We start from the raw sequence: 22,007 nt of genomic DNA, 5'->3' as shown, positions 1-22,007 counted from the left end.
GAAAACGTTTGACCATGCGCCCAATGAGGATGAGGGATTTTCAATCCCGCTCGTAAAGAACCCCCATTTCTTGAAATCCTCGACTCCTCGCGCTTTTCGCAACGCGTAGGGAATCGCCCACGGTCCGACGTCCGATGAGGTCGCCCGGTACGAGGTGTCCGCGCGAGAGCGAGGTTGTGCAGGACGGAGCTGGCCCGGCTGCTCGGCGACGGCGAACGAGCCGCCGCTGCCGTGATGGCCGAAGGCGGCCGGGGCGCCGCCCGTCGGCATCAGGGTGAGCGCCCGGGTCGGGGAACGAGCCCGCACCATCGAAGCGACGGTTCAGCCGACGGGCGTGCCGACCCTGTCGCGTTCGAGCGCCGCAGCGAGCTGTCGCAGCGCCTGCGCCGCGGCGTGCAGCTGCGCGGGATCGAGGGCTGCTTGGATGAGTCCGCCCACGGTCGAGAAGGTGTTCTCCGCGTCGTTGACGAGCTGCGAAGCCGACCACGCGCTCGACCGCGCCGCCCTGTTCCTCACCCAGCACCTCAGCGCCTGAAGGAGGGCGGCGGGCGATTTCCATAGGCTATGAATATAAAAATGTTATGCTTCGGGCATGAGTCGTCAAGACACCGCTCCCGGTGCATCCGCCGCCATCGGGGCAGCCCTCTACGGCCTGGCCACCAGGGCCGCGAGACGCCTGCCCCGGGACATGAGCCTGACGTCCGCCGCCACCCTGGCCACCCTGGACCGGACCGGCCCGCGGCGCATCACCGATCTGGCCGCGGTCGAGGGCGTCACCCAGCCCGCGATGACCTCCCTGGTCCGGGTGATGGAGGAGTCCGGACTGGTCGAGCGGCGGGGCGACGCGTCCGACAAGCGGGTCACGCTGGTGTACCTGACCGAGGCCGGCGCCTCCTACGTACGGACGCGGCGCCAGGCGGGCGTCGACGCGTTCGAGCGGCTGATCGGCGAACTCGCAGGCGACGAGGTCGAGGCGCTGGTGGCGGCCCTTCCGGCGCTGAAGCACCTGGCAGAGCTCGAAAGCCGGGACCGCGAAGGGCCGGAGCGGTGACCGGGCAGCCGGTCGGCGGGGTTGCGGGGAAGGCGGTCCCGGTGGCACGTTCCGAGGCGCGGCTGCTGGTCCCCGCCCTGGTGTTCATCGCCCTGGTCGTGGCGGCGGTCGCCAGCCTCGGGACGCCGCTCATCACCAGCGTGGCGACCTCGTTCCACGTCCCGCTCGGCAGCGCGCAGTGGACGCTGACCATCGCGCTGCTCAGCGGCGCCGTCGCCACGCCGGTCCTGGGCCGGCTCGGAGCCGGCCCGCACCGGCGGGCCACGATCCTCGCCACGCTGGCCGTCGTCGTCGCCGGCAGCGCGCTCACCGTGCTGCCGCTGCCGTTCGCCTGGCTGCTGGCCGGCAGGGCGGCCCAGGGCGTCGGGCTCGGGCTGACGGCGCTGATGATGGGAGTGGCCCGGGACCACCTCCCCGAGGAGCGCGGCGCGGCCGTGATCGCCCTGATCTCGGTGGTATCGATCATCGGGGCCGGCGTCGGCTACCCGCTGGCCGCACTGCTCGCCGAGTTCGGCGGGGTACGGGCCGCCTACGGCCTCGGCCTGGTCGTCACCGCCGCCGCCCTCCTGACCGCGTGGCGCTCCGTGCCCGAAGCCCCCGAAGGCCGCTCCGCCCGCGTGGACGTGGCGGGCGCGGTCGTCCTGGCCGCCGCGCTGCTCCTGGTGCTGTTCCTCGCCGGCGAACGGGATCTGTGGATCCGCCACCTCGCCGTGGCGGCGGGCCTCGCCGTCGTCGCGGTGGTTCTGCTCTGCGTCTGGGCCGTCATCGAGCTGCGCAGCACGACGCCCCTGGTCGATGTGAGGGCGCTGCGGCACCCGGCGGTCGCCGGGGCGAACCTCGCCATGCTCGTCGGCGGGATCGGCATGTACCTCCTGCTCACGCTCGTCACCCGGTACGCGCAGACTCCGCACGGCGCCGGCGCCGGCTACGGCTTCGGGCTGACGACCTTCGTCGCCGGGCTGGTCCTCATCCCGTTCTCCGTGCTGGGGTTCGTCGCCGGCAAGCTCACGCCGAGGGTCCGGACGCGGATCGCCGACCCCCTGCTCCTGGCCGGCAGCGCAGTCGTGGTCGGCGGCGGGTTCGCCCTGTTCGCGGCGGCCCGGTCGGACCTGGCCGAACTGTTCGCGGCGATGGGCGTGCTCGGCTTCGGCGTCGGCGGCTTCTCGGCCGCGATGCCCGGCGTCATCCTGGCCGCCACCCCCAAGAGCGAGACGTCGAGCGCCATGAGCTTCAACTACGTCGTCCGCAGCGTCGGATACTCCCTGGGCAGCGCCATCGGCGGCCTGATCCTCGCCGCGGGCACCGGCCCCGGCCACCTCTTCCCCGACGACAGCGCCTACACCACCGCGGCGCTCGTCGGTATCGGCGCCATGGCGATCACGACGCTGACGAGCCTCGCTCTCGCCCGCCGACGCCCGTCCGCGACCAACCCGTACATCAGATGCACTCATTCGAACACTGGAGGTTCCATGCCCAAGGGCTACTGGGTCAGCGTCTACCGCACCGTTTCAGACCCCGAGAAGCTGGCTGCCTACAACGAACTGGCCGCTCGGGCCGTAGCGGCCGGGGGCGGTCGGACCCTCGTCCGTGGCGGTCGGGTCGTGGCGCATGACGCCGGAATCGCCGAGCGCACCGTCCTGGTCGAGTTCGACAGCTTCGAGCAGGCCGTCGCGACGCGCGAGAGCGCGGCCTACCAGGAGGCGCTGGTCGCCCTCTCCGACGGCGTCGAGCGCGACTTCCGCATTGTCGAAGGCACCGACTGACCGAGGACCGGTCGGATCCTCACTGAAGATCCGCCATCTTGGCCTTCGCCGGTGCGGCCGCTGGTACGGCGGGGTTCGTGGACGGGCGGCCTGCGGGCGACCTGGGTCCGGCCCGCCGGACCGCGCGCACCGCCGCTGGGCGGAGTGGCATCACGACGTCGCGATCACCGACGGCACCGGGACGAGCCGGGCGGTCTGGCCCGCCCCGACGCCCGCCGGATCCTGGCGGTCGCACCCACGCCCGCGCCGGCTGCCGAACTGCCGCTGCGGCACCTGACGGCCATGCTGAAGCGATTCGGCCGACGCGGGAACACCGAGGCGGACGCGGAGCGTCTGCACTAGCTCTTCCGCCGGGAAGCGCCGCACCAGGTCCCCCTGAAAGCGAGGGCAGGGGCGCTGCCGACTCAGACGGATTCCGCCCGCATGCAAGAGAAGACCCTGCCCAGCGCGGCGTCCTGACCCCGGGGCGCCCTGTCGGAGAATGCCGCCCAGGCCCGGTCGAGGTCCTCGCGTCGGAAGGGGCGGGGCACTTGGGGGGTCAGCCTGATGACCATCGGAGGGACCCCCGCCTGCTCGTACGCGGCGAGCTTGTGGTGCCCGTCGAGGAGGTAGCCCACCCCGCTTCCGGCGGTAGGGAACAGCACGACCAGCGCCGGCAGGTCGCCGCCGGCGCGGATGCGGTCGCGGTAGCGGCGCACGGCCCTGTGGTCGCGGGGCGGCCACACGTCGGTGGTCACCAGCGCGAGCTCCTCGTCGGCGTACCAGCCGTGGACCTGGAAGGCGCGCGGGTGGACCACCCGCAGGTGGTGCGGAGCGACCGCGGCCGTCATCACGTACCGCCCGGAGGCGAGCAGCGACAGCAGCGGGCGCAGGCATTCCGGATCCGGTGGCGCGGCCTGGCCGGTGTGCGGATCGGACACGAGGCCGGGGGCGCTGAGCCACTCGGTGAGGTACTTGACCTCGGAGAGCCCGGGGCCGCCCGTGCCCGCACGGGCGGCCAGCCAGCCCAGGCTGCCGCAACCGTCGTTGGCTTCCAGAAGCACCGGATCACCGGCCAGCAGGAGCAGGCTGCCACCCGCGTCGCCCGTCACTTCGATGACGCCGTGGCCGTCGGGCACGTCGAAGGACACGGAGAGGGAAGGCGGCGACGGTCGTCTGATCATTTGCTGATCCTATGAGCGGCCACGCGTGCCGCACCGGACGGAGCCCTGCATCAACGGGGTCGGTCAGATCCGGTCTGCCGACCCCTGGCGCGGACGGCTCTGGCTGTCCTCGGCAGGTGTGGGCGAGGTGTCGGCCGAGTCTGATGGTGTGCGGATGGGGCGGTGGTGCCAAGCGGCATGGAGGCCGGCGAGAGCGGAGGCGTAGCCGGCGAGGGCTTCGGGGGACACGTGCCCGATGAGTACGAGGATGACGCCGGTGGCCAGGATCGCCAGGAAGGCGGTGAGTTCGACGGGAAAGCTGCGCGGGACGGGGCGGACCGACATGATGGTGCTCCTCAGTACGTGGAAGGTCGCGGAACGTAACCCCGCTGGGCTGCCGTCTCTGCTGCACTCCCCGGGGTGTGGTTGAAGCGTTGCGTTCCGGAAGCGGGTGCGCCAAGGGAAACGATCTTCTTTCCGGAGCTGTCAACTGGGGGAACGGGCATGACGGGTGTTGCCGAGGGGGAAACCGGCGGCGGATCCGCCCGGCCGGCGCGCCGGCCGCTGAACGAGCTGAAGCCGGGAGCATTCGAGAGGCATCCGCACAAGCTGGCGCTCGTGCAGTGCCTGCGATCCCTGATCGAGGCCGCGGACCTGGCGAGCAAGACCATCGCCTCCCACGCGAAGACGAGCCCTTCGACCGTGTCGTTGAACCTGTCGGGAGGGCGGCTTCCCCAGCGCTCCACGGTCGAGGCGATCATCCGGCTCTGCCAGGTGACCGGCGAAGTCCGGGCCCACGTGCTGAGCCTGCACACCGCCGCACTGGGCGAGGCGCACCCGGTTCTCGCCGACCGGCTGTTGACCGCCGATGCGTACGAGGAGACCGTCCTGCGCCATGACCGTGTCCAGGCCCGTCTGGAGGCCGTGACCGAAGAGCACCGCCGACGGCGGGCGGATTACGACGACCTCCTGGCCCGCCACGAAACCACCGGCCGGGCCCTCGCCGCCGCCCGGGATGGACTGCGTGCTCAGCGTCAGCACCACCAGGAGGAGACCGTCCGCCTCAGTGCCCTGCTCCGTCAGGAACAGGACGCCCGCCGACGCGACCTCACCGCCTTCGAAAACCGGCTCCACCAGGCCCGAGCCGAGGCCGAGCAGCAGTTGCGGGCCCGGAAAGAAGAGGAAGCACGCCTCCGCCAGGACCTGCTGGCACACGAGCGGAAGCTCCACGCCGCCCGCAGCCTGCTGCAGGACTCGGCCGCCGAAGCGACAGCTCTGCGACAGGAGCGCGACCAGCTGCGCATCGAGTCGGCCCGGCTGTACGAGGACCTGGTGGGCGTGCAGGCGGAACTCGCCGCGGTCCAAGCCGAACAGGAGACGGGGGGCCGCCGCGATGACGACACGGTGCCCACCCCGGTGGGTCGGACGTTCGGACGGACCCTCGACCGGCATCCGACCGTGGGCGAGGGCGGCGAAGTCGCAGGCCGGTCGCCTGGTGCCGGGACGGAAACGCGAACCACCGCCGACGACGGGAACCCGCTGCCGCCGGCGGTCCTCCCCGATGAGAAGCCTTCGACGGTCTTCGCCCCACTGCTGCTGTTGGCCGGAGGCCTCTTCGCTGCCGGCCTGGCGCTCCTCGCGATCGGGGTGCTCCAGCACACCGGCCCGGAAGCCCGTCCGACGACCGCCGGATGGTGGTTCATCTGCAGCGGTTCCCTCCTGCTCATGGCCTTTCCCCTTCCCGTGTCCGTGCACGATGGGAGGAACACCTCCGTTTCGTCGGGCGACATGCGCGACCACGGGCACAGCTACGAGCCGATGGCGTGATCGAGTCCAAGCCCCCGGAGAGGACCATCCGGTGGAAGCCCCGGACCGGGCCGAGCGCCGACTCGGCGTGAGACGGGTCGATTTCGACGCCACCATCATCCACAGCGCCTGCCTCATCCACCACCGCCCCCCGACCAGTCGGGGCGGTGACGGGGCGGGGCCGTGCGTCCTCGTTGGAGTGATCACCGGTGGGTCCGCGTGATCTTGGAGTGCGTTCCCGTCGAGGATGCGGACATGTCTCCCCACCCCGCGCGGCTGCGCCGCGTCCTCGTCCCGTTCGTCGCCGCCGTCGCCCTGCTGACCACGGCGGCCACCTCCTCGGCCGCCGCATGGGAGCAGTGCGGTTCGATCATCACGGCACCGCTCGCCCCGCCCGTCCCCGCCGACGACCCGTGTCCCAGCACCGACCCGGTCGTCTGCCGGATCCGGGTGCTGCCGATGGACCAGAAGGTGGAGGCCCAGCGCACCCGCATGAGCTACCACCGCCTCCTGGAGGACATGCACCGCACCGCCGCCGACATGCGCGCGGCCGGCGCCTCGGAGGAGGAGGTCGCCCGGGAACTGGTCGACATGCGCAACCAGGCCAAGGAGATCACCCGGGCCGGGATGACCCCGGAGGAGGTCCGCGTCCTGGAGGAGCGCAACATCGCCAAGTACGGCAACCCGCTCGGCCCGACGGCGGACCAGCTGTACGCCAAGTACGGCTCCTGGGAGAAGGTGAGCGAGGCCTCGATGCGGACCAGTTACGCCGTCGACCGTGAGCTCAGCCTCGAGTACCGCCCCTGCCCCGTGTAGTACGGACGCGCACTCGCCTCCGCTCCTGCCCGCCGTCACGCGCCCGACCGGCCCGGGCGGCGGGCGGGGATACCGCCGTCGGCGCATGGACGGTGATCGCCGGGGGCGGCGACAGCTGCTGACGGGGACGGGCTGTGCGGCGGGGAGTGCCGTCCGCTTCCTGGCCGTTCGCACTGCCCTGGCCGTACGCGGGCCGGCCGCCGCGTTCCGCGGCCCTGTCGGTGGTGGCGGGGCGGGGGCCTCGCCGGAGGACCGGCGCGCCCTGGCGACCTCCCGCTCGCGACGGCGTACAGGCCGCGGCTGCGCTCGGCCAGAGGTTCGGCCATGCCCGGGTGGATCGGCACGTAACCCGTCCGAGTGATAGGCGAGTTGGGTGGAAGGGGCGTACTCTGCCTTCACGCGCCGACAAGCCCTGACGAGTCGGCAGACAGCACCCGGCACGACCCCTGGTGGGGGCGGGTGCCGCGCAGTGGGGGCCATCGCAGATGACCCCTTCCGTGCGGCATTCGCCGTCGATTCCATTCACCAGGAGACACATATGAACAGTGGGTTCCGTCAGGCTGTGACGCGATTCTTTGGGTTCAGGGAGCCGGTGAATCATGTCTGCCGAGATGAGGAAGGGAGGGACGACCATGTGCGATCCCTAGTTCCGCATCGAAGTACCGGCCGATCCTGGAAGCGCAGGATCGCCCTCTTTTTCTGGCGCGGCTTCATCGCCGTCTTGACCGTGGTCGGGCTGGGAACGCACGCCCTGCTCGGAGTTGAAGATGTGTACCACCGTGGCGGCGTCTGCGAACTGGACATCGTCCACACCGTTCCTTTTGTTGACACCATCTGCCCGCCCCGTGGCCAGTCCGACGGGACTGCCACCTAGGTGCACGACCGCCTTCCAAGGGCCCTGGAGGGCGTGAGCCATCTGCGGTCCAGCGTTTTCGCTGGACCGCCTTTTTGTACCCCCACGCTGCGAGTGGGAAGGTTCCAACGGGTCCGGGGCGCGGGCTCCGGTCTCGGCGACGCCGTCGCCGAACTCCACCGGGGCCGCATGGGCGCGATGCGCTGTACGCCGAAGGGCACGATCTTGGTGATCGGCCCGGTGAGGACCCGGCCGACCTGAGGGATGGCCGATCCAGCCCCACGTCAGATCCGGCACCCGGATGAAGCCGGTGCACAGACCGTCCGGTTCGCCGTCGACGTGAACGAAGACCCCGAAGTCGTGCACCTCGGCGACCGACCTCATGTCGAGGAATCCGACCCGTCTCGGCGCCTGCGGCACTGGTTCCAATGTTCGGTGACGATGTTCCGAGCGGTGTGTCACGGCTCAACTCGGTGACAGCGACCTCTGCCCAGTGGTAACCATCGCTGCGAGGCACAGCGGCGGCCGGCGGCCGGATCCCGCCCCGGGGAGGGTTGCCCCCGCCCCCGCATCCGATGATCTTCCGAGGTCCAGGTCGGCACCCGTGGGCAAGCCCCCTTCGGGCGGCGCCCCCGGCGGGTCAGGGGGTGTTCGTGAACGACCTCCGGTAGGCGCGGGGCGGGATCCCGCGGCGGCGGACGAACTGCTCGCGCAGGACGGCGGCGCTGCCGTACCCGACGCGCCGGGCGATCTCCTCGACCGGCAGGTCGGTGGTCTCCAGGAGCTCCTCGGCACTGCTGAGCCGCAGACCGCGCAGCCAGGCGTGGGGGGTGGTTCCGGTGGCGGCGGCGAAGCGGCGGGCGAAGGAGCGTTTGCTCATCAGGGCGCGGCGGGCCAGCTCCGCGACGGGGAGCGGCTCGTGGAGGTGGGTGCGGGCCCAGGCGAGCACCTCGGCGAGGCGTTCGTCCCGGCAGTTCTCGGGTACGGGTGCGGCCAGGTACTGGGCCTGTCCGCCGTCGCGGTGGGAGGGCAGGACCATCTCGCGGGCGATGGCGTTGGCGGTGGAGGCGCCGTGTTCGCGGCGCAGCAGGTGCAGGCACAGGTCGAAGCCCGCGGCGGCTCCGGCGCCGGTGGCGATGCGGCCCTCGTCGACGTAGAGGGCGTCGGCTTCGACGGTGACCTCCGGGTGGCGTTCGGCCAGCAGGCCGGCGAACCTCCAGTGGGTGGTGGCCCGGCGGCCGTCGAGCAGTCCGGCGGCGGCGAGGGCGAAGGTTCCCACGCAGTGGGCGGCGACGACGGCGCCGCGCGCGTGGGCGGCGGCCAGGGCTTCGAGGACCGGCGGGGCGGGGGGTGTGCGGAACCCGGCCCAGGGCAGCGCGATCACGAGGTCCGCCCGTGCCAGCCGGTCCAGGCCGTGCGTGAGGGTGAGGGGTACCCCGAGGTCGGTGGGCACGGCCCCGGGGCGCTCGGTGCAGAGGGCGAACTCGAACGCGGGCGCCCGCGTCCCCCTCGGGCCGAACACCTCGGTGACGATGCCGACCGCGAGCATGCCGACGCCGGGTGGAGCGTACGCGGCGACGGAGAGGAAGGGCTGCTGCTGCACGTACCCAGTCTGCCAGGGATGGCATGAATCCTGCGATCGGTGACATCAGTGCCACTCGTGGCCCGCCCGGCCCCCGGCGAGGATGGGGTCATGACTGACGCACCGCTCGGCCGCAGCGCCACCTACGCGATCCTGAACACCGGCTACACCGGCTCCACCGGCCCCGGCGTGGCCGCCACCGTCTCCTACGTCACCGACGGCGACCGGCACGTGGTCTTCGACCCGGGCATGGTGGCGAGCCCCGACCACATCCTCGGCCCCCTCGCCGAACTCGGCCTCACCCCGGACGACATCACCGACGTGGTGCTCAGCCACCACCACCCGGACAACATCATGAACGCGGGGCTGTTCCGCCGGGCCCGGATCCACGACCACAAGGCGGAGTACCTCGGCCACGAGTGGCTCGACCGCGACGCCGAGGGGTACGAGCTCACCCCCTCGCTCCGGCTCATCCGCACTCCCGGGCACAGCCCGGAGGACATCACCCTGCTGGCGGGCACGGAGTCGGGCGTGGTGGCCTTCGCCGGCGACCTGTGGTGGCACGCGCAGGGCCCGGCGGACGACCCGGTCGCCCCGGACCGCGAGGCCCTGCGCACCGCCCGCCTGCGCGTGCTCGCCGCGGCGGACCTGATCGTGCCGGGCCACGGAGCCCCGTTCGCGGCGGCCGAGGACGTACCGCTGTGACTCCCGTTCGGCCGCTTCGATCGGCACCTCGGTGCAGGGTGACGGTCGACGGCCCGTCACGGTGGCCGTGGAGGGAGAGCGGGCCCGGTCAGAACACGTCGGTGGTCCACAGGAGTTCCCTGTCCCGTGCGATGTCCAGGGCTTCCTTCGCTCCCTCGTACCACGCGCGTTGTGCGGTGTCGTCCGGCACGGTGTGAAGGGCCGCGAGCACATCGGCCGGCATCCATTCTCCGCCCCAGTGGCCCCCGGATGTCGGAAGCCGTCAGCGCCTTGCGGTCCGCCTGCGTCCAAGTAGTGGTACCCGGCGTGCCCCGAAGTGGCGTCGGCGGGACGCAGATGAGGCTGTAGTGGGGATCCTGCCTCCAGTGGTCGGTGCCGGAAGCGATCCTCGCCAGCGCGCTGACCGCCTGCCGCGCCAGCTCCTCATGGGCGGCTGTCCTGTCCGCTGCGTCACCGGCCGATGCCATGCGTGCCTGAGGATCGGGCCCGCCGGAGTGAGCCCGGGCTGCCCTTCGGCAAGCCGATCACATTCGACACTCCGCATTCGAGATCCCGGGCGGCATCACCCACCAGGGTCCCCGAGCGATCAGCTCCGGACATGCAGCGACAGCCTCCGTTCGGTGCTGGGATAAGAGACGTGCCGTTTCGCTCTTGACCTCGTTCAGGCGTCGGCTCGAGGGCACTGTGGGCGGGTGGTCGTACAGGATGTGAACACCGCCGTCACGGCACTCGGGGCGGTCTTCTCGGGAGTGGCGGCCCTCGCCGCGGTCGCGGTGGCGCGTTGGCAGACCGTGTTCGGACGCCGCCTCGCCCTGGAATCGATGAACACACAGGCAGCCGTAGAGCGGAAGCTGAGGTTGGAGGCGCAGCGGTGCGAGGCGTGGACGGCATTCCTGCATGCTGCAGACGCGTTCGTCGACGTGGTGTGGCGGCTCAAGGACGTGGACTCGGGATCCAGGGCGGAAGAGTTGCGGGCGAAGCGACAGCCGCTGGTGGAAGCGTGCTCGGGACTGAGGGTCCTGGGCCCCGACGCCGTCGTCCGGCACGCGGAGGATGTCGTGGAGCGGTGTGCGCGCATGGAACGGTATGCGGTCAGGCGGGCCGTGGTGCAGTCCGCACTGGACGCCCTGGAGCGGCGGTGGTGCCCAGGGAACGCGGAGCGGTGCGAGGAGCGGTGCGGGGGCAGTGACGCGCACGGCTGCGCTTGGGTGGCGTACGTGATGCTCGAAGGCTGGGGCGACCAAGACCAGGACGACCGCCCCGAGGACCTTGACCACCTGGAGTACGTGATCCGGGAGAGCGGCGTCCTTGCGGGCCACGGGGCGGTGATGGAGAGCGGTGTGCTGACGGAGGACGACCTGCGCCAGCTCCTGGCCATCGCCCGCCATCCCGTCTCGTGGGACCTCCTTACCACCCAGGACCGCTGGTGGCGCCCTCGCACTGGCTATGACGAGTCCCGCGACGCGTTCGCCGGCTCGGTACGGGCCTTCCTTGCTGAAACCGGCGGGGCGGCGACAGGGTTCCAGTAGTTGCCGGGCGCGGGTATGGCGCGGGGGTCTTCGATCTCGCCCTGCGCCGTCCGGTTCTTGCGAAGCCGCTGTCGGCCGTGGCGTCCTCTCGGTCAGCACCGGTGGAGGTGCGGTCTTCCCAGGAGCGGTTCGCCGAACTCGGCCGCGGCTTCCTCGAGTGCCTCCCGCCGCTGCGTGTCGAGCGGGTTGCCGCGATCGTGGAGGTCGCGGGGGCCGCCGGGCCCGGGCGGTGCGAAGGGCGCCGGCCCGGTTCAGGATGGTGGGGGATCGGGAGGCCGTTCTCCAGCAGGGCGGGGCCGGCGGAGTTGATGCGGGCGCGCAGGGCGGAAAGGCGGGCGGTGCGGGCGCGGGACGGTCAGGAGGTGAGCCTGTGTGGGTCGCCCGGTGCCGGGCCGGGAAAGAGCCGGGTGAAGAACTCGGTGCAGATGATTTCGGCACGATCGGGTTCCGGCAGGCGGGCGAGCAGGCCGGGCAAGGGCCGCTTGCGGGCGACCTCTCCGCGGTGCGCGAGGATGGCGGCCCACTTCACGGCGGCCCATGGTGTGACGTCGACGGTCGTGGTCACGTACGCGTCCGGTACCGCGAGGACCGTCTTGCCCGCCCCTTCGAGCAGAGGGCGGAGCGGGCCGACGCCGGACTCGGGGTGCGTGGCCGCGTACAGGGCGGTCGGCTGCCAGGGCTCGCCGGTGTCGGGGTACGCATGCAGGAGGCCGGCGGCCTCGACGGCGAGGAGGGTGATCTGGTGCGTGCGTACGTGGTCGGGGTGTCCGGTGAGCTGGCCCAGGGCATCGTGGGTGACGACCACGTCGGGCCGGAAGTCCCGGATGTGGGAGACGAGGCGCCCGACTGCCTCGTCCAGGGGCGCGTCGACGAGCCGGGGCCGGCCGGGGGCGGCCTCGGGGTTGCGGGCGTCGTTGTAGCCGAGCAGGCGCGGGGTGCCGGCGCCCAGGACGGCCAGGGCATCGGCGAGTTCGGGTTCCCTTCGGCTGTCGTGGGCCCAGGTGGCGGTGACGACCGCCGTGCGGGCCCCGGCGGCGTGATGCTGGGCGAGGACGCCCCCGGCGAGGAGGGACTCGTCATCCGGGTGGGCGAAGACGGCAAGCAGGCTGGACAGCAAGGGGCCTCCAGGTGCGGTCATGGTGCGGGGACGGGGGAGCCGGTGAGGTGCTCGGCCCGGCGGGCGAGGTGGGGAGCGAGGTCCGGGTGGCCGCCGCGCCCGGCCACCCGGAGCAGCTGGGCGAGCGCGACGAGTTCCCCGGTCCGTCCCGAGGGCGTGTCCGGGACGTGGGCGAACTCGTGGCGGATCCGGGCGGCCATGGACGGCCGGGTGAGGCTGGGGGCGTGGAGCAGCCCGACGTCGAAGCCCGCGAGGACCAGGCCCCAGCCCTCCCAGTCGAGGATGATCAGCGGCGGCCCGGTGAGGCTCGCCCAGTGCAGGTCGCCGTGTCCCGTGATCCAGGCGCTGACCTGGAAGGCGGGGATGCCGAGGCAGTGGGTGAGGTTCTTGTCCACCCACCGCTGCCGTACGGCCTGCCGGTCGGTCACGACGCTCGACGTCGTCTCCAGGGCCAGGCGGAGGTCGGCCCACCACACGGGCGGCAGGTCGAGGTCCGAGGTGAGGACCGGGCCGCCGCTCTGGAGGGCGGGCAACGGCACGCACTCGGACAGCTCCACGCGGTAGGTATGGCCCTGGGCGGACCATTCGAGCACGTCGTGAAGCCGGGGCCGCGGCACGGCTGCGGGCAGCGCACGGTGGGCCGTGGCCGTGCCCTCCCACAGGCGTACGTTGCGCTTGTCCTGCGGTGCGCACACCGGGCGGAGCCACCACTGACCGGCCCGGCGGCCCGGGGTTCGGCCGTGCCGGCCCCACACGTGCGGGCCGGTGGCCGTCACCTTGAACGTGCGGGCCGCCGCCGCGTGGGCACGCCGCATCCGGACCTGGTCGTCGCGCCCGTGCGGCGGCACGAACACCGCCGAGGACGGGAATCCGTGCGCCCGACCGGCCGGCGCGGTCACGACCACGCCCCGCGCGCTCGGCAAGGACAGATCGGGAGCGGGCGCCCGCCGGGGACGAAGCCCGGTTCGGCGTGGACGGTGACGGTCATACCCGTGATGCCTCCGATGGTCAGGGCCGTGCGGGGACGTGGAGACGCAGGTGATCGAGGGCCGCCTGCAGGGTCTGTTCGCCGGTGAGGGCGCTGGTGTCGATGACGTGGCCGCCTGGGTGCATCCAGCTGGTGGCGGCCTGCTCGTAGTCGCATGCTCGCCGGCGGCGGTAGGCGCGCACGGCCCCGCTGCGTTCGGCGTCACCGGGGAACTCCCGGCCGGCCGCGATCCGCTCCTGGAGGGCTGCCGGTCCGGCATGCACGACGAGGTGGTGGAAGCCGCCGTCTGCCTGGCGCAGCGGAGTGAAGATCTCCTCGGCGTAGGCGGGGTCGAGGACGGTCATCGGCACGATGACGGGGCCGCCCGTGTGCCGGACCAGACCGGCGACGAAGACGCCGGTCAGCTCCCGCCACAACGGCAGATCCTGGTAGTCCCCGGGGCGCGGGGCGTGTCCGGCGAGCGTGCTGCGCAGCAGGTCGCCGACGGACTCCGGGTCGGCGACCGTCGCGCCGGGCAGAGCGCGGCACAGTCCGGCGGCGAGGGTGCTCTTCCCGCCGCCGAACGGGCCGTTCAGCCAGACGATCATGCGTCCCCCGCGGTCGCGGCGATCGTGTCGGTGGGCCGCGCGGGGGCAGGGAGGTGCCCGTGGCGGCCCGGCCACCTGAACACCAGCCGGGAGGCCGTCTTGTCCAGGACGTCCCCGGCAGGCAGCAGGTCATCGGGCGTGCCGGCCGGGTGGACGGTCAGGATCGGGTCGGCGTGCTGGTCGTTGGCGTCGGCGCGGATGTGGCGGTCCCAGGCCCGGACCGTGGCCGCGAGCTGCTCGGCGAGCTCGGGGCCCTGCTCACCGAACGCGTGGACGGTCCACTCCCACTCCTTGTCCTGTGGGCGGTCACCGTTCTTGGTCTGGACGTGGATCAGGTAGGCGAGCGAGGCGTCGCCGAGGATCGCGGGTGCGTCCCGGTCCTTCGCGATGTCGGTCACCCCCTCCTCCGGGTCCTGGTGGGCGACCAGGCGGTAGAAGCCGGACAGGGTGGTGGCCGCGTACAGCTGCAGCGAGCCGAAGAAGACGACGCCGCTCATGGTCACGCCGGTGGTGACCTCGTGCCGCCGCCCGCGCAGCGCCTCCTCCAGCCCGCCGGTGTCGGCGGCGGTGCCGTCGTCGGAGCGGAGCGTCAGCGCGCCGTCGAGCAGGGAGACAACCGGGACGGGACGGGCCTGCCGGCCCTGGTCGCGGACGAAGCCGCAGTAGGTGAAGTGGCGGGCGTGCAGTACCTCGCCGTGCCGCTCGAAGGTGATCGCCCGGGTGTAGCCGCCGATCTCCAGCGGCAGGACGAGGCGTCCGCCCTCGGCCAGCTGATCGCGCCAGGCCGGGGCGACGTCCCAGCAGCTGTAGGTGATCATGCTGCCGTCGAAGCCGCCGCGGGGCACGAGGTGGGCGGGGGCGCCGAGGGCGGCGTCGGCCTCGACGGCGGTGACCCGTCCGCTGCCGGCTTCCGCCAGGAAGGCGCGGGTGCGGCGGACGACCCACGGGTCGATGTCGACGGTGACCACCCGCCCGTCGGGTCCGGTGACGTGGGCGATCAGCTCGGCGTTGTAGCCGCCGGATCCCGCCTCGAAGACGACCGCGCCCGGCTCCAGGCCCAGGTGCTCGATCATGTCGGCCTGGAGCCAGGCCGCGGACACCGAGCTGATGGCCGTCCCCGTCCCGTCGCGGCGGGTGATGACGGCCCGGTCGCCGCCGTCGTACGCGGCCGCGAGGTTCACCTCCGGTGCGAAACGGTGGCGGGGTACCGTCCGCAGCGCCCGCCGGACCGGCTCGGACGGGGCCCAGCCGCCGTCGACCACCGTCCGGGCCATGGCCTGACGCAGCCGGACCGCCTCGGCTGGCTCGCCCGGCACGGGCGGCTGCTCGACGGCGAGGGGGTAGGACATCACGGGCGGCGGAACCGGGATGATCCCCGGCCATACGGCATCCAGCGCGCTCGCGGCCGGGACGAACACGTCCCCCGCGCAGGCCAGGGAGTGGAGGTCGAAGAACTCCCAGCGATCGAACTTGTCAGGCTCGGGGTTGGCGAGGTTCCCGGACCAGCCGGTGATACGGACGACGGCCGTGAGCCGCGGGACCCCGTGGCTGTCGTCGACCAGCATCGTCACCACGTGCGCACAGCTCGGGTCGGCGATCAGGCCGGTCTCCTCGGCGAGTTCGCGGACCGCCGCTGCGGCGAAGTCCTCCGGACCGCGGGTTTTGCCGCCCGGGAGCTCAAGCATGCCGCGGCGGGAGCGGCCGAGCAGGACCCGGCCGGCGTCGTCGGTGACGACGGCCAGCGCGCCGGTCAGGGCGTGGGCGGCGGTCGGCCGCTTCTCGACGGCCCGGGCGTCGGTGTGGCAGGGGCCGCGCAGGACCAGGAACGCCAGGCCGTCCGCGTCCAGTTGCTCCGCCGTCTCCCATCCGGCACGGGCCAGGGCGATCTCGTCCTCGTCGAGGGCGATGCCGCGCCGCTCCTCGGGCGTGGTTGCCGCCACTGGTGTGATGACGACGAGCGCGCCACCATCCCGGAGCCGCTCGCCCAGGGCGTGAACCACGCGACCCCTGTCCTTCAGGAAGGGGTACATCAGCCGGAGCGTGATCAGGTCGTACTCCGCTTCGTGCAGCGGAGCGGGATCGTCGCGCTCGATGTCCAGCTGCAGCCAGCGCACGCCCTCGACATCGGTGTGTTCCTCACGGGCCCGGGCGATCGCACGGTCCGCGAAGTCGACGGCGTCCACGGTGTAGCCGAGACCGGCGAGACAGGCGGCCAGCTCGCCGGTGCCGCAGCCCACGTCGAGCGCCCGGCCGCCACCGCCGGGGACGGGGGTGTGTTCGGCGAGCAGGGCCCGCTCGCGCTCGCCGAGGGGCCGGAAGTTCCTGCCGTCGCGGAAGTGCCTGTCCCACTCATCACGGGCGGTGTACGTCAACGTGCTGCTCCTCGTGCGTAGGTGCGGTGTTCGTCAGGGGCGTTGTGCAGCGCGGAGGCGGGCCAGGCCGGCCGCGCTCGACGAGCTCGGGACCACCGTGGGCTGCGCCGTAGCCGTCCATCACGGCCTGGAGAAGACCGGGGCGGCCGGGCCGCGCATCGGAGAGCCGCACGGAGTCCCGGACCGCCGGGCCCTGGGTGTCCACGGCAGGTCCGACGGTGTCGACGAGGGTGATCCCGGGGCGGGGCCCGAGCAGGCTGACCACCCCCGCCCGGCACATGGGGTCCGGGGTGTGCCGCAGGACGGTGACCCGAGAAGGCGCGGTCATGGCACCTTCCGCGGCGCGGCTGCGAGCGGAGGCAGCGTCCAGGACAGGGCGTTCGGGCCCGCGCCGGAGGTGACGTGCTGGACTCCGGAGCTGTCGCGGAGGTCGACGCGGTACCGCTCGGGCCGTCCTGCCTGCTCCCAGCGAGTGTGGAGATCCTCGAGTTCGGCCCACACATCACGCAGCCCATGGATTCGAACGGTGTCGTCGTCCGGGCCGGCCACGGCCCAGGAGTCGTCCTCGGGCGCGACGATGGTCATCGTCCCGGCCTGGAAGTCCCGGACCAGACCGGGGACGAGGTAGGCGGCGGCGAGCCAGAATCCGTAGGCGTCGTCCGGCGGCGGCGGGAGCCGCGTGGACCGTGCGGTGCCGGGGTCGTCCTTGATGCGGGCGCGGTGGTCCAGGGCGTTGAGCCACCGGTAGCCGAGCAAGGGCCGGTACCCGCGCGGCCGACCGCGGAGCACCGCCTCGACCGTGCTGGCCACGGTGCGGGTGACGAGGAGTTGTCCCGGCCAGCTCGGCGTACGGGTCGCGAGTGTCGTGAGCAGCCGGCCGCCCGGCGCGAGCTGTTCCACCCACGGCTCCGGAACGCAGGGGACACCGATGCCGGAGTGGATCCGGTCGTAGGGCGCCCTCGCGTCGTGCCCTTCGAGCGCGTCACCCTCGATCACCTCCGCGCCGACGCCGAGGCGGTCCAGGTTCCGTTGGGCGAAGGCCGCCATCGGGCCGTCCCGCTCCACGCCGGTGGCCAGTCCGGGGCCGGTGATGGCGGCGGCGAGTGCGAGGGAGACGCCGGGGCCCGGCCCGAGCTCGAGATACCGCTGCCCGGAACCGAGTTCCATGGCGTGGAGGGCTTCGACCGTGGCGGGGGTGTAGGTGGACATGGAGGTCATGTGTCCGGCGGTGACCGGCCCGCGGGGGAGAGCGTCGAGGGGTTCGCCGTCGCGCTGGAGCAGGATCGACTCGTCGCTGTGGACCAGCTCGAGCCACTCCTGGCGGTCGTCGGGGTGGGAGCCGTCGAGGAGGCGCCAGTCGATCGGGTCCGCGCCCGGTCCGCTGACCCGGACGTACGCGTGCGGGAGCAGGATCTCCCGCGGCAGCGCGAGCAGGGCCTCTCGCACCGGACCGGGGCCGAGCTCGCCGCTCTCCTCCAGCCGGGCGACCATCGCCGCCCGGGCCGCCACGGTCTCGGAGGGGTCGGCGGCGGACTGCGGCGGAAGGAGGGGCGCTGCGGGCACGGTGCTGTCGGTCGGCACGGGGTACTCCAGGGGATCGGGCGGTGCGGCAGCGGGAGTCGCCGCCGGCTTCGGCACCTCGTTCACGAGGCCTCGTCTCCGGGTGAGCGGTCGTGCCGCGCGTCGTCCGTGCACGCGGCAGGGGGCACGGTGGGAGCGGAGGTCCGGGCTGCGGGAGGCGACGGCAGGGTGGTGGCGGGCGGGTCCGGCATCTTCCTGGGGCGCGGATCGGGGAGCGGGCGAGGACGACGAGCGGGACCAGCAGCAGGAGGGTTCCGGCGGTCGGGGCGGGCCGGACACCGATCCACGTGCCCGAGGCGCCGGCGAGGAGCGCGGCCACGGGCCGGGCGCCGGACGTCAGCCAGGTGCTCGCCGCCTGCATCCGCGCTTGCATCCCGACCGTGGTGACGATCTGGCGGATGGACCGCTGGGTGGTGCCCGCGGCACCGGCGCAGGCGAGCTGTACGAAGAGCGCCGCCCCGATCGTGATCTGCCGGGCACCGGCGGGTCTCCGGGTGTGCGCGGGCGGGTTCGGCGGTCTGGATGCGGGCGGTGCACACGGCGCTGACCAGGTAGGAGGCGGCGTCGCCGAGCAGGGCCCCGGCGGGGCCGAGCAGCGCGGTCGGCGCGGCGCCGAGGTGGCTTCCGGCGGTCGCGGCGACCGCGAACAGGGCGCCGACCCGGCTGTTGCTCCGCTGGATCAAGGCCCGGTCGACGAGGCTGGGCAGCAGGCTGATGGCCGCCGCGTCGTGGAGCACGCTCGCCGCCCCGTGCACCACCGCGACGATCACGAGCTGCGCCAGGGTCAGGGTGTCCAGCGCGGCCGAGACCGGCACTGGTGAGCACCGCGGCGCCGACCAGGTCACCGGTGATCACCTGCCGTCGCTCGGAGTGCCGGTCGGCGAGCGCGCCGGCACGCAGGGCGAGCAGTGCGGGCGGGAGCTGTCCGAGGAACGCCAGCCAGGCGACCTGGGCGGTTGTCGCGTCCAGCTGGAGCACGGCCAGCACCGGCAGCGCCATCTGCGTGATCGAGCTGCCGGCCACGCTCGCGGCCTGGCCGGTCAGGTACCGGCGGAAGTCCCGGTGCCGCCCCAGCGAGGTACCGGTGGCGGTGGGGGCCTCAGTGCAGGGCGGCACGGACCACCTCCCTCGGCCCCGCCGGGCGCTCCCGCAGCACGTGCGTGGGCGTGGCCCGGGCCCGCCGGTCGCGTCCGCCACCGGCGGGTGTGCTCACGCTGCTCACCAGCCCAGCTGGGAATAGGGGCGGCCTTCGGAGATCGCGGTGATGGCCGTGCGGGTGTAGGAGACGAGGCGGTCCGGGAGCTCGTGCCGCGGCCACCACTGCCAGGTCAGACACTTGTCGGGCTCGCGAACCTCGGGGGTGCCCTCCCATCGGCGAGCCCGGAAGACGAGTTGCATCAGGGGCAGGCTGCCCGGGGTGTCGACGACGTGGACGACGTGCGCGAGCTCCGCGTCCGCGGGTTCGATGACCAGTCCTGCTTCCTCCCACGCCTCGCGGACCAGGCACGCGAGGGCGGACTCCCGCTCGCACCGCCCGGCCAGGTAGTGCCAGGTGTCGCCCGCGTACTTCGACTCGGGGTGACGCAGGCCGAGCAGTACCCGGCCTTCGGCGTCTTCGAGGTGGAGGTGGACTCCGACGCCGTTCAGTACCACCCGGCTGCCCCCGTCCCACACGGGAGGAGCCGCGGCGGGCCCGCCGCCCGGGGGGTTCTCGGCCGCGTGCCGGCGGATCAGGTCCCGGGTGGCGGGGCTCAGGCGCAGCCGGTCCAGTTCGTCGGGCGCGAACCAGCGCAGCAGCACACCCTCGTGCAGCGCGAGGCGGTCGGGGTTGCCGCGCCAGCGGCCGGCGAAGACCCGGACCGGGACGCTGAGGCCGTCGACGCTGGTGGCGGCCTCCACGGCGTAGGGCTTCACGTCCTCGAGGCGGAGGCCGGGCACCTCCTCGGACAACTCGCGCAGCAGGGTGCCTTCCAGGCTCTGGTCGTTGCGCGTGCGGCCACCGCCGAGAAGGGCGAACGCCCCCGACTGCCAGATGAAGCCCGGCTTGTGGTCGCGCAGATGGAGCAGGTACCGGCCGGCCCCGTCGTGGATCAGCGCGGAAGCGTTCACCGGCTCCGGCCTGCCGTCCAGGCCCGCCGCGAGGAGTTTCGCGCGCAGTGTCGGCGAGGTGGCCTCCGGCTGCGGGAGCCACTGGGCTCCGGAGACCTCCTCGTCCTGCAGCGTGGTCGTCGGCGGCTCGTCGCCGGAGAGGTAGAAGACGTGGCGGAAGTCGTAGTGGCGGTGGGCGGGTTCGCCCTTGGACGGCCTGGCGTCGATGTCGTGGACGTCGATGTCGATCGGAGAGCCGAGCAGCTGCCGGGTCAGGCACAGGTCGCCCGGCGCGATCCCGGTCTCCTCCGCCGCCTCGCGCAGCGCCGCGGCGAGCAGTGTGCGGTCCCCGGGCTCGACGTGGCCGCCGGGAGTGAGCAGGATGCCGCCGGTGGCCCGGTGCCGGACGTGCAGGACCCGGCCTCGTCGGTCGATGATGACGGCGCTGCACGTGATGTGCCCGGGCTGCGTCGTGCGGGCGGTCGCGTCGACGGGCCGGTCCAGGGCGGCGAGGAGCCCGGCCAGGGCGTCCCGCTCGTCGGGGTGCCGGCCGAGGTACGCCTCGACGGTCCTGCGGATCGCGGTGGAGCTGGGGGACATGGGCGTCGGGCCCCCGTACAGCTCCCCCTCGGCGTCCGAGATGCCGTCCGTGGATCCGGCCTTCGGGCCGCTCGCGATCTCGTCGCTGCCCGGTTCGACTGACGTCAATGTGTTCCCCCTCGTGGACGTGGTGGTGGCGTCGGTGTGTTCAACGACGCCGCACCATTTCGAGCACCTGTTCCTTTCGGACGGGTTGTGCACCCCGTGATTCAGGGGTTTCCCGAAGGTGCGCAGTGCACCGACCCTTGCCGCGCAAGGGCCCCCGGTCGAGGGCGGGTTGGCCGAATCGCCGACGTTCGGTCGCTGCGGCGGTCGGCTGTCAGCCGGCCCCCGTCGCCGGGTTTCGCCCTGTTCGCCCGTTCGCCTGTTCGCCTGTTCGCCCGGGGAGGGCGGCAGGCCCGGGCGCAGCGTCACGACCGCGTGGTCGGTCAGCCCCGCTACGCGGGCTTCCTGGTGCAGTCGCAGGCCAGGACGCGGTCAGCGTGGGGTGTGGAGACGACGAGGTGGTCGAAGCGGAAGCCGTTGCCCGTGAGCCCGAACCAGAAATTGCGAGGCCCTCTGTCGGTGCCGGGTGCAAGGATCGCCGGTGGCCGGGCGTCCGGCCACGACGGGGGGACGGACATGAGCAGCGAGAGCACGTACCAGTGGCCGCGTGGGGCGACACCGTCGGACATGATCCGGCTGGAGGCGTGGCTGACCCGGCACGGGTGGGAGGTCGACCCCACCGTCTACATGTCCGGCGCGGGCGGTGCGGCCGTCCAGGTACGGCGCACGGGCGCGGCCTGGCAGGACGGGGAGGCGGGGCTGCTGATCCTGCCCGCAGAGACGGTGCTGTGGGACGGAGCCCGGATGCGGATCGCGCCGCCGGCCGCCGTGGCGGCACGCTGCGCGGCCTCGCAGGGTCAGAGTGCGAAGATCCTGTGAAGGCATCCGGCACGGTGATCCTGCGCGGCCTGGTCTGGTGGGCCACAGGCTGGCCGTCCACGAGCTCGTTGGGCGCCGGCGGCCCGCGACAGCCCGTGTGGCGCTTTCGGGCGGGCTTCCCGGCCTGCACGGTCGCCGTGCTGCCGTAGAGCGGGGTCGGACGGTGCGGCGGCCGGGTCTCGCGAGACCTGGCCGCCTTCCGGGCGCCCGGCGACGACGGGACCGGCCGTGGCCGTCCCGTTCAGCGCCGGTGGCTGTCGCGGGCCGTACGGCGCTGGGCGTCGGTGTTCGGGGTGAGGGCGTCGCCGGCCTCACCCTCCTTGCCGCCGGGCATGACCGCGTCCTCCGCTTGCTCGCGGGCCTCGCGGTCGCCGCTCTCACCCGGGGCCTTCGAGGGCGGGGTGGCCTCGGGATGCCTCTTGCGGTGGTTCTCGTGCTCGTTCACCTTCGTCCTCCTTGGTCAGGCGTTCCCGGTCTCTTCCCCGGCTGCCCCGTCCACGGGA

General features: G+C 72.9%; 22 protein-coding genes. 9 read left to right on the top strand and 13 right to left on the bottom strand.

All coding sequences use genetic code 11. The features are described from left to right. Window positions 1–688 precede the first annotated feature (688 nt). The 3 genes from AB0469_RS15390 to AB0469_RS15380 all read left to right on the top strand — a co-directional run bounded on the left by AB0469_RS15390 (window position 689) and on the right by AB0469_RS15380 (window position 3,156). Entirely contained in the window at window positions 689–1,051 is a 363-nt protein-coding gene (locus AB0469_RS15390) for a MarR family transcriptional regulator (RefSeq protein WP_366451901.1), read from the top strand. A 41-nt stretch (window positions 1,052–1,092) separates the two neighbouring features. Further along, complete coding sequence (locus AB0469_RS15385; RefSeq protein WP_366451870.1) at window positions 1,093–2,814, top strand: MFS transporter; 1,722 nt, start codon at window positions 1,093–1,095, stop codon at window positions 2,812–2,814. 144 nt (window positions 2,815–2,958) lie between these two features. After that, window positions 2,959–3,156, top strand: a complete 198-nt coding sequence (locus AB0469_RS15380) for a hypothetical protein (RefSeq protein WP_366451869.1) — start codon at window positions 2,959–2,961, stop codon at window positions 3,154–3,156. Window positions 3,157–3,218: 62 nt separating this feature from the next. On the opposite strand, the gene AB0469_RS15375 is transcribed toward AB0469_RS15380, so the two are convergent. Continuing rightward, window positions 3,219–3,977, bottom strand: coding sequence for a hypothetical protein (locus AB0469_RS15375; RefSeq protein WP_366451868.1), 759 nt, complete (start codon window positions 3,975–3,977; stop codon window positions 3,219–3,221). 63 nt (window positions 3,978–4,040) lie between these two features. Beyond that, window positions 4,041–4,301: a hypothetical protein gene (locus AB0469_RS15370; RefSeq protein WP_366451867.1), complete on the bottom strand. Its 261-nt coding sequence runs from the start codon at window positions 4,299–4,301 to the stop codon at window positions 4,041–4,043. A 159-nt stretch (window positions 4,302–4,460) separates the two neighbouring features. Here AB0469_RS15370 and AB0469_RS15365 point away from each other — a divergent pair, with 159 nt between their 5' ends. Further along, window positions 4,461–5,783, top strand: a complete 1,323-nt coding sequence (locus AB0469_RS15365) for a hypothetical protein (protein WP_366451866.1) — start codon at window positions 4,461–4,463, stop codon at window positions 5,781–5,783. 234 nt (window positions 5,784–6,017) lie between these two features. Continuing rightward, window positions 6,018–6,578, top strand: a complete 561-nt coding sequence (locus AB0469_RS15360; protein WP_366451865.1) for a hypothetical protein — start codon at window positions 6,018–6,020, stop codon at window positions 6,576–6,578. 643 nt (window positions 6,579–7,221) lie between these two features. Here the strand turns inward: AB0469_RS15360 and AB0469_RS15355 are convergent. Together AB0469_RS15355 and AB0469_RS15350 are read right to left on the bottom strand one after the other, a co-directional pair. Continuing rightward, a complete protein-coding gene (locus AB0469_RS15355; RefSeq protein WP_366451864.1) occupies window positions 7,222–7,389 on the bottom strand; it encodes a hypothetical protein in 168 nt (55 codons plus the stop codon). A gap of 682 nt (window positions 7,390–8,071) precedes the next feature. Further along, the gene (locus tag AB0469_RS15350; RefSeq protein WP_366451899.1) at window positions 8,072–8,980 is read right to left on the bottom strand and encodes a helix-turn-helix domain-containing protein; all 909 of its coding nucleotides are present in this window, start codon (window positions 8,978–8,980) and stop codon (window positions 8,072–8,074) included. A 144-nt stretch (window positions 8,981–9,124) separates the two neighbouring features. Here AB0469_RS15350 and AB0469_RS15345 point away from each other — a divergent pair, with 144 nt between their 5' ends. Continuing rightward, on the top strand, window positions 9,125–9,718 hold the full coding sequence (locus AB0469_RS15345) for an MBL fold metallo-hydrolase (protein WP_366451863.1): 594 nt from the start codon (window positions 9,125–9,127) through the stop codon (window positions 9,716–9,718). A gap of 88 nt (window positions 9,719–9,806) precedes the next feature. Here AB0469_RS15345 and AB0469_RS15340 read toward each other — a convergent pair whose 3' ends face one another. Further along, window positions 9,807–9,941, bottom strand: coding sequence for a hypothetical protein (locus AB0469_RS15340; RefSeq protein ID WP_366451862.1), 135 nt, complete (start codon window positions 9,939–9,941; stop codon window positions 9,807–9,809). A 469-nt stretch (window positions 9,942–10,410) separates the two neighbouring features. On the opposite strand from AB0469_RS15340, the gene AB0469_RS15335 reads away from it, so the two are divergent. Beyond that, complete coding sequence (locus tag AB0469_RS15335) at window positions 10,411–11,247, top strand: hypothetical protein (RefSeq protein WP_366451861.1); 837 nt, start codon at window positions 10,411–10,413, stop codon at window positions 11,245–11,247. 355 nt (window positions 11,248–11,602) lie between these two features. Here the strand turns inward: AB0469_RS15335 and AB0469_RS15330 are convergent, their stop codons facing one another. From AB0469_RS15330 to AB0469_RS15305, 6 genes are all read right to left on the bottom strand, one after another. Next, window positions 11,603–12,385, bottom strand: coding sequence for a PIG-L family deacetylase (locus AB0469_RS15330; RefSeq protein WP_366451860.1), 783 nt, complete (start codon window positions 12,383–12,385; stop codon window positions 11,603–11,605). Then, window positions 12,382–13,287: a hypothetical protein gene (locus AB0469_RS15325; protein WP_366451859.1), complete on the bottom strand. Its 906-nt coding sequence runs from the start codon at window positions 13,285–13,287 to the stop codon at window positions 12,382–12,384. Before AB0469_RS15325 ends, AB0469_RS15330 begins: the two co-directional genes overlap by 4 nt. A gap of 85 nt (window positions 13,288–13,372) precedes the next feature. Next, on the bottom strand, window positions 13,373–13,939 hold the full coding sequence (locus AB0469_RS15320) for an AAA family ATPase (protein ID WP_366451858.1): 567 nt from the start codon (window positions 13,937–13,939) through the stop codon (window positions 13,373–13,375). Further along, window positions 13,936–16,311: a methyltransferase, FxLD system gene (fxlM, locus tag AB0469_RS15315; RefSeq protein ID WP_366451857.1), complete on the bottom strand. Its 2,376-nt coding sequence runs from the start codon at window positions 16,309–16,311 to the stop codon at window positions 13,936–13,938. Before fxlM ends, AB0469_RS15320 begins: the two co-directional genes overlap by 4 nt. Next, on the bottom strand, window positions 16,292–16,639 hold the full coding sequence (locus AB0469_RS15310) for a hypothetical protein (protein ID WP_366451855.1): 348 nt from the start codon (window positions 16,637–16,639) through the stop codon (window positions 16,292–16,294). The genes fxlM and AB0469_RS15310 overlap by 20 nt, the downstream gene beginning before the upstream one ends. Next, window positions 16,636–17,892, bottom strand: a complete 1,257-nt coding sequence (locus tag AB0469_RS15305; RefSeq protein ID WP_366451854.1) for a methyltransferase — start codon at window positions 17,890–17,892, stop codon at window positions 16,636–16,638. Before AB0469_RS15305 ends, AB0469_RS15310 begins: the two co-directional genes overlap by 4 nt. 287 nt (window positions 17,893–18,179) lie before the next feature. Here AB0469_RS15305 and AB0469_RS15300 point away from each other — a divergent pair, with 287 nt between their 5' ends. After that, window positions 18,180–18,713, top strand: a complete 534-nt coding sequence (locus tag AB0469_RS15300) for a hypothetical protein (protein WP_366451853.1) — start codon at window positions 18,180–18,182, stop codon at window positions 18,711–18,713. Window positions 18,714–19,110: 397 nt separating this feature from the next. Here AB0469_RS15300 and AB0469_RS15295 read toward each other — a convergent pair whose 3' ends face one another. Beyond that, a complete protein-coding gene (locus AB0469_RS15295) occupies window positions 19,111–20,580 on the bottom strand; it encodes an NUDIX domain-containing protein (protein WP_366451898.1) in 1,470 nt (489 codons plus the stop codon). Window positions 20,581–21,201: 621 nt separating this feature from the next. Here AB0469_RS15295 and AB0469_RS15290 point away from each other — a divergent pair. After that, window positions 21,202–21,504, top strand: a complete 303-nt coding sequence (locus AB0469_RS15290) for a hypothetical protein (protein WP_366451852.1) — start codon at window positions 21,202–21,204, stop codon at window positions 21,502–21,504. A 241-nt stretch (window positions 21,505–21,745) separates the two neighbouring features. Here the strand turns inward: AB0469_RS15290 and AB0469_RS15285 are convergent, their stop codons facing one another. Then, the gene (locus tag AB0469_RS15285; RefSeq protein ID WP_366451851.1) at window positions 21,746–21,949 is read right to left on the bottom strand and encodes a hypothetical protein; all 204 of its coding nucleotides are present in this window, start codon (window positions 21,947–21,949) and stop codon (window positions 21,746–21,748) included. Window positions 21,950–22,007 lie beyond the last annotated feature (58 nt).

Origin of the sequence: Streptomyces sp. NPDC093801, assembly GCF_040701585.1 — a bacterium.
Taxonomy (GTDB): Bacteria; Actinomycetota; Actinomycetes; order Streptomycetales; family Streptomycetaceae; genus Streptomyces.
The sequence above is the reverse complement of the archived record's forward strand: the minus strand, read 5'-3'. Positions and strand labels throughout refer to the sequence as shown.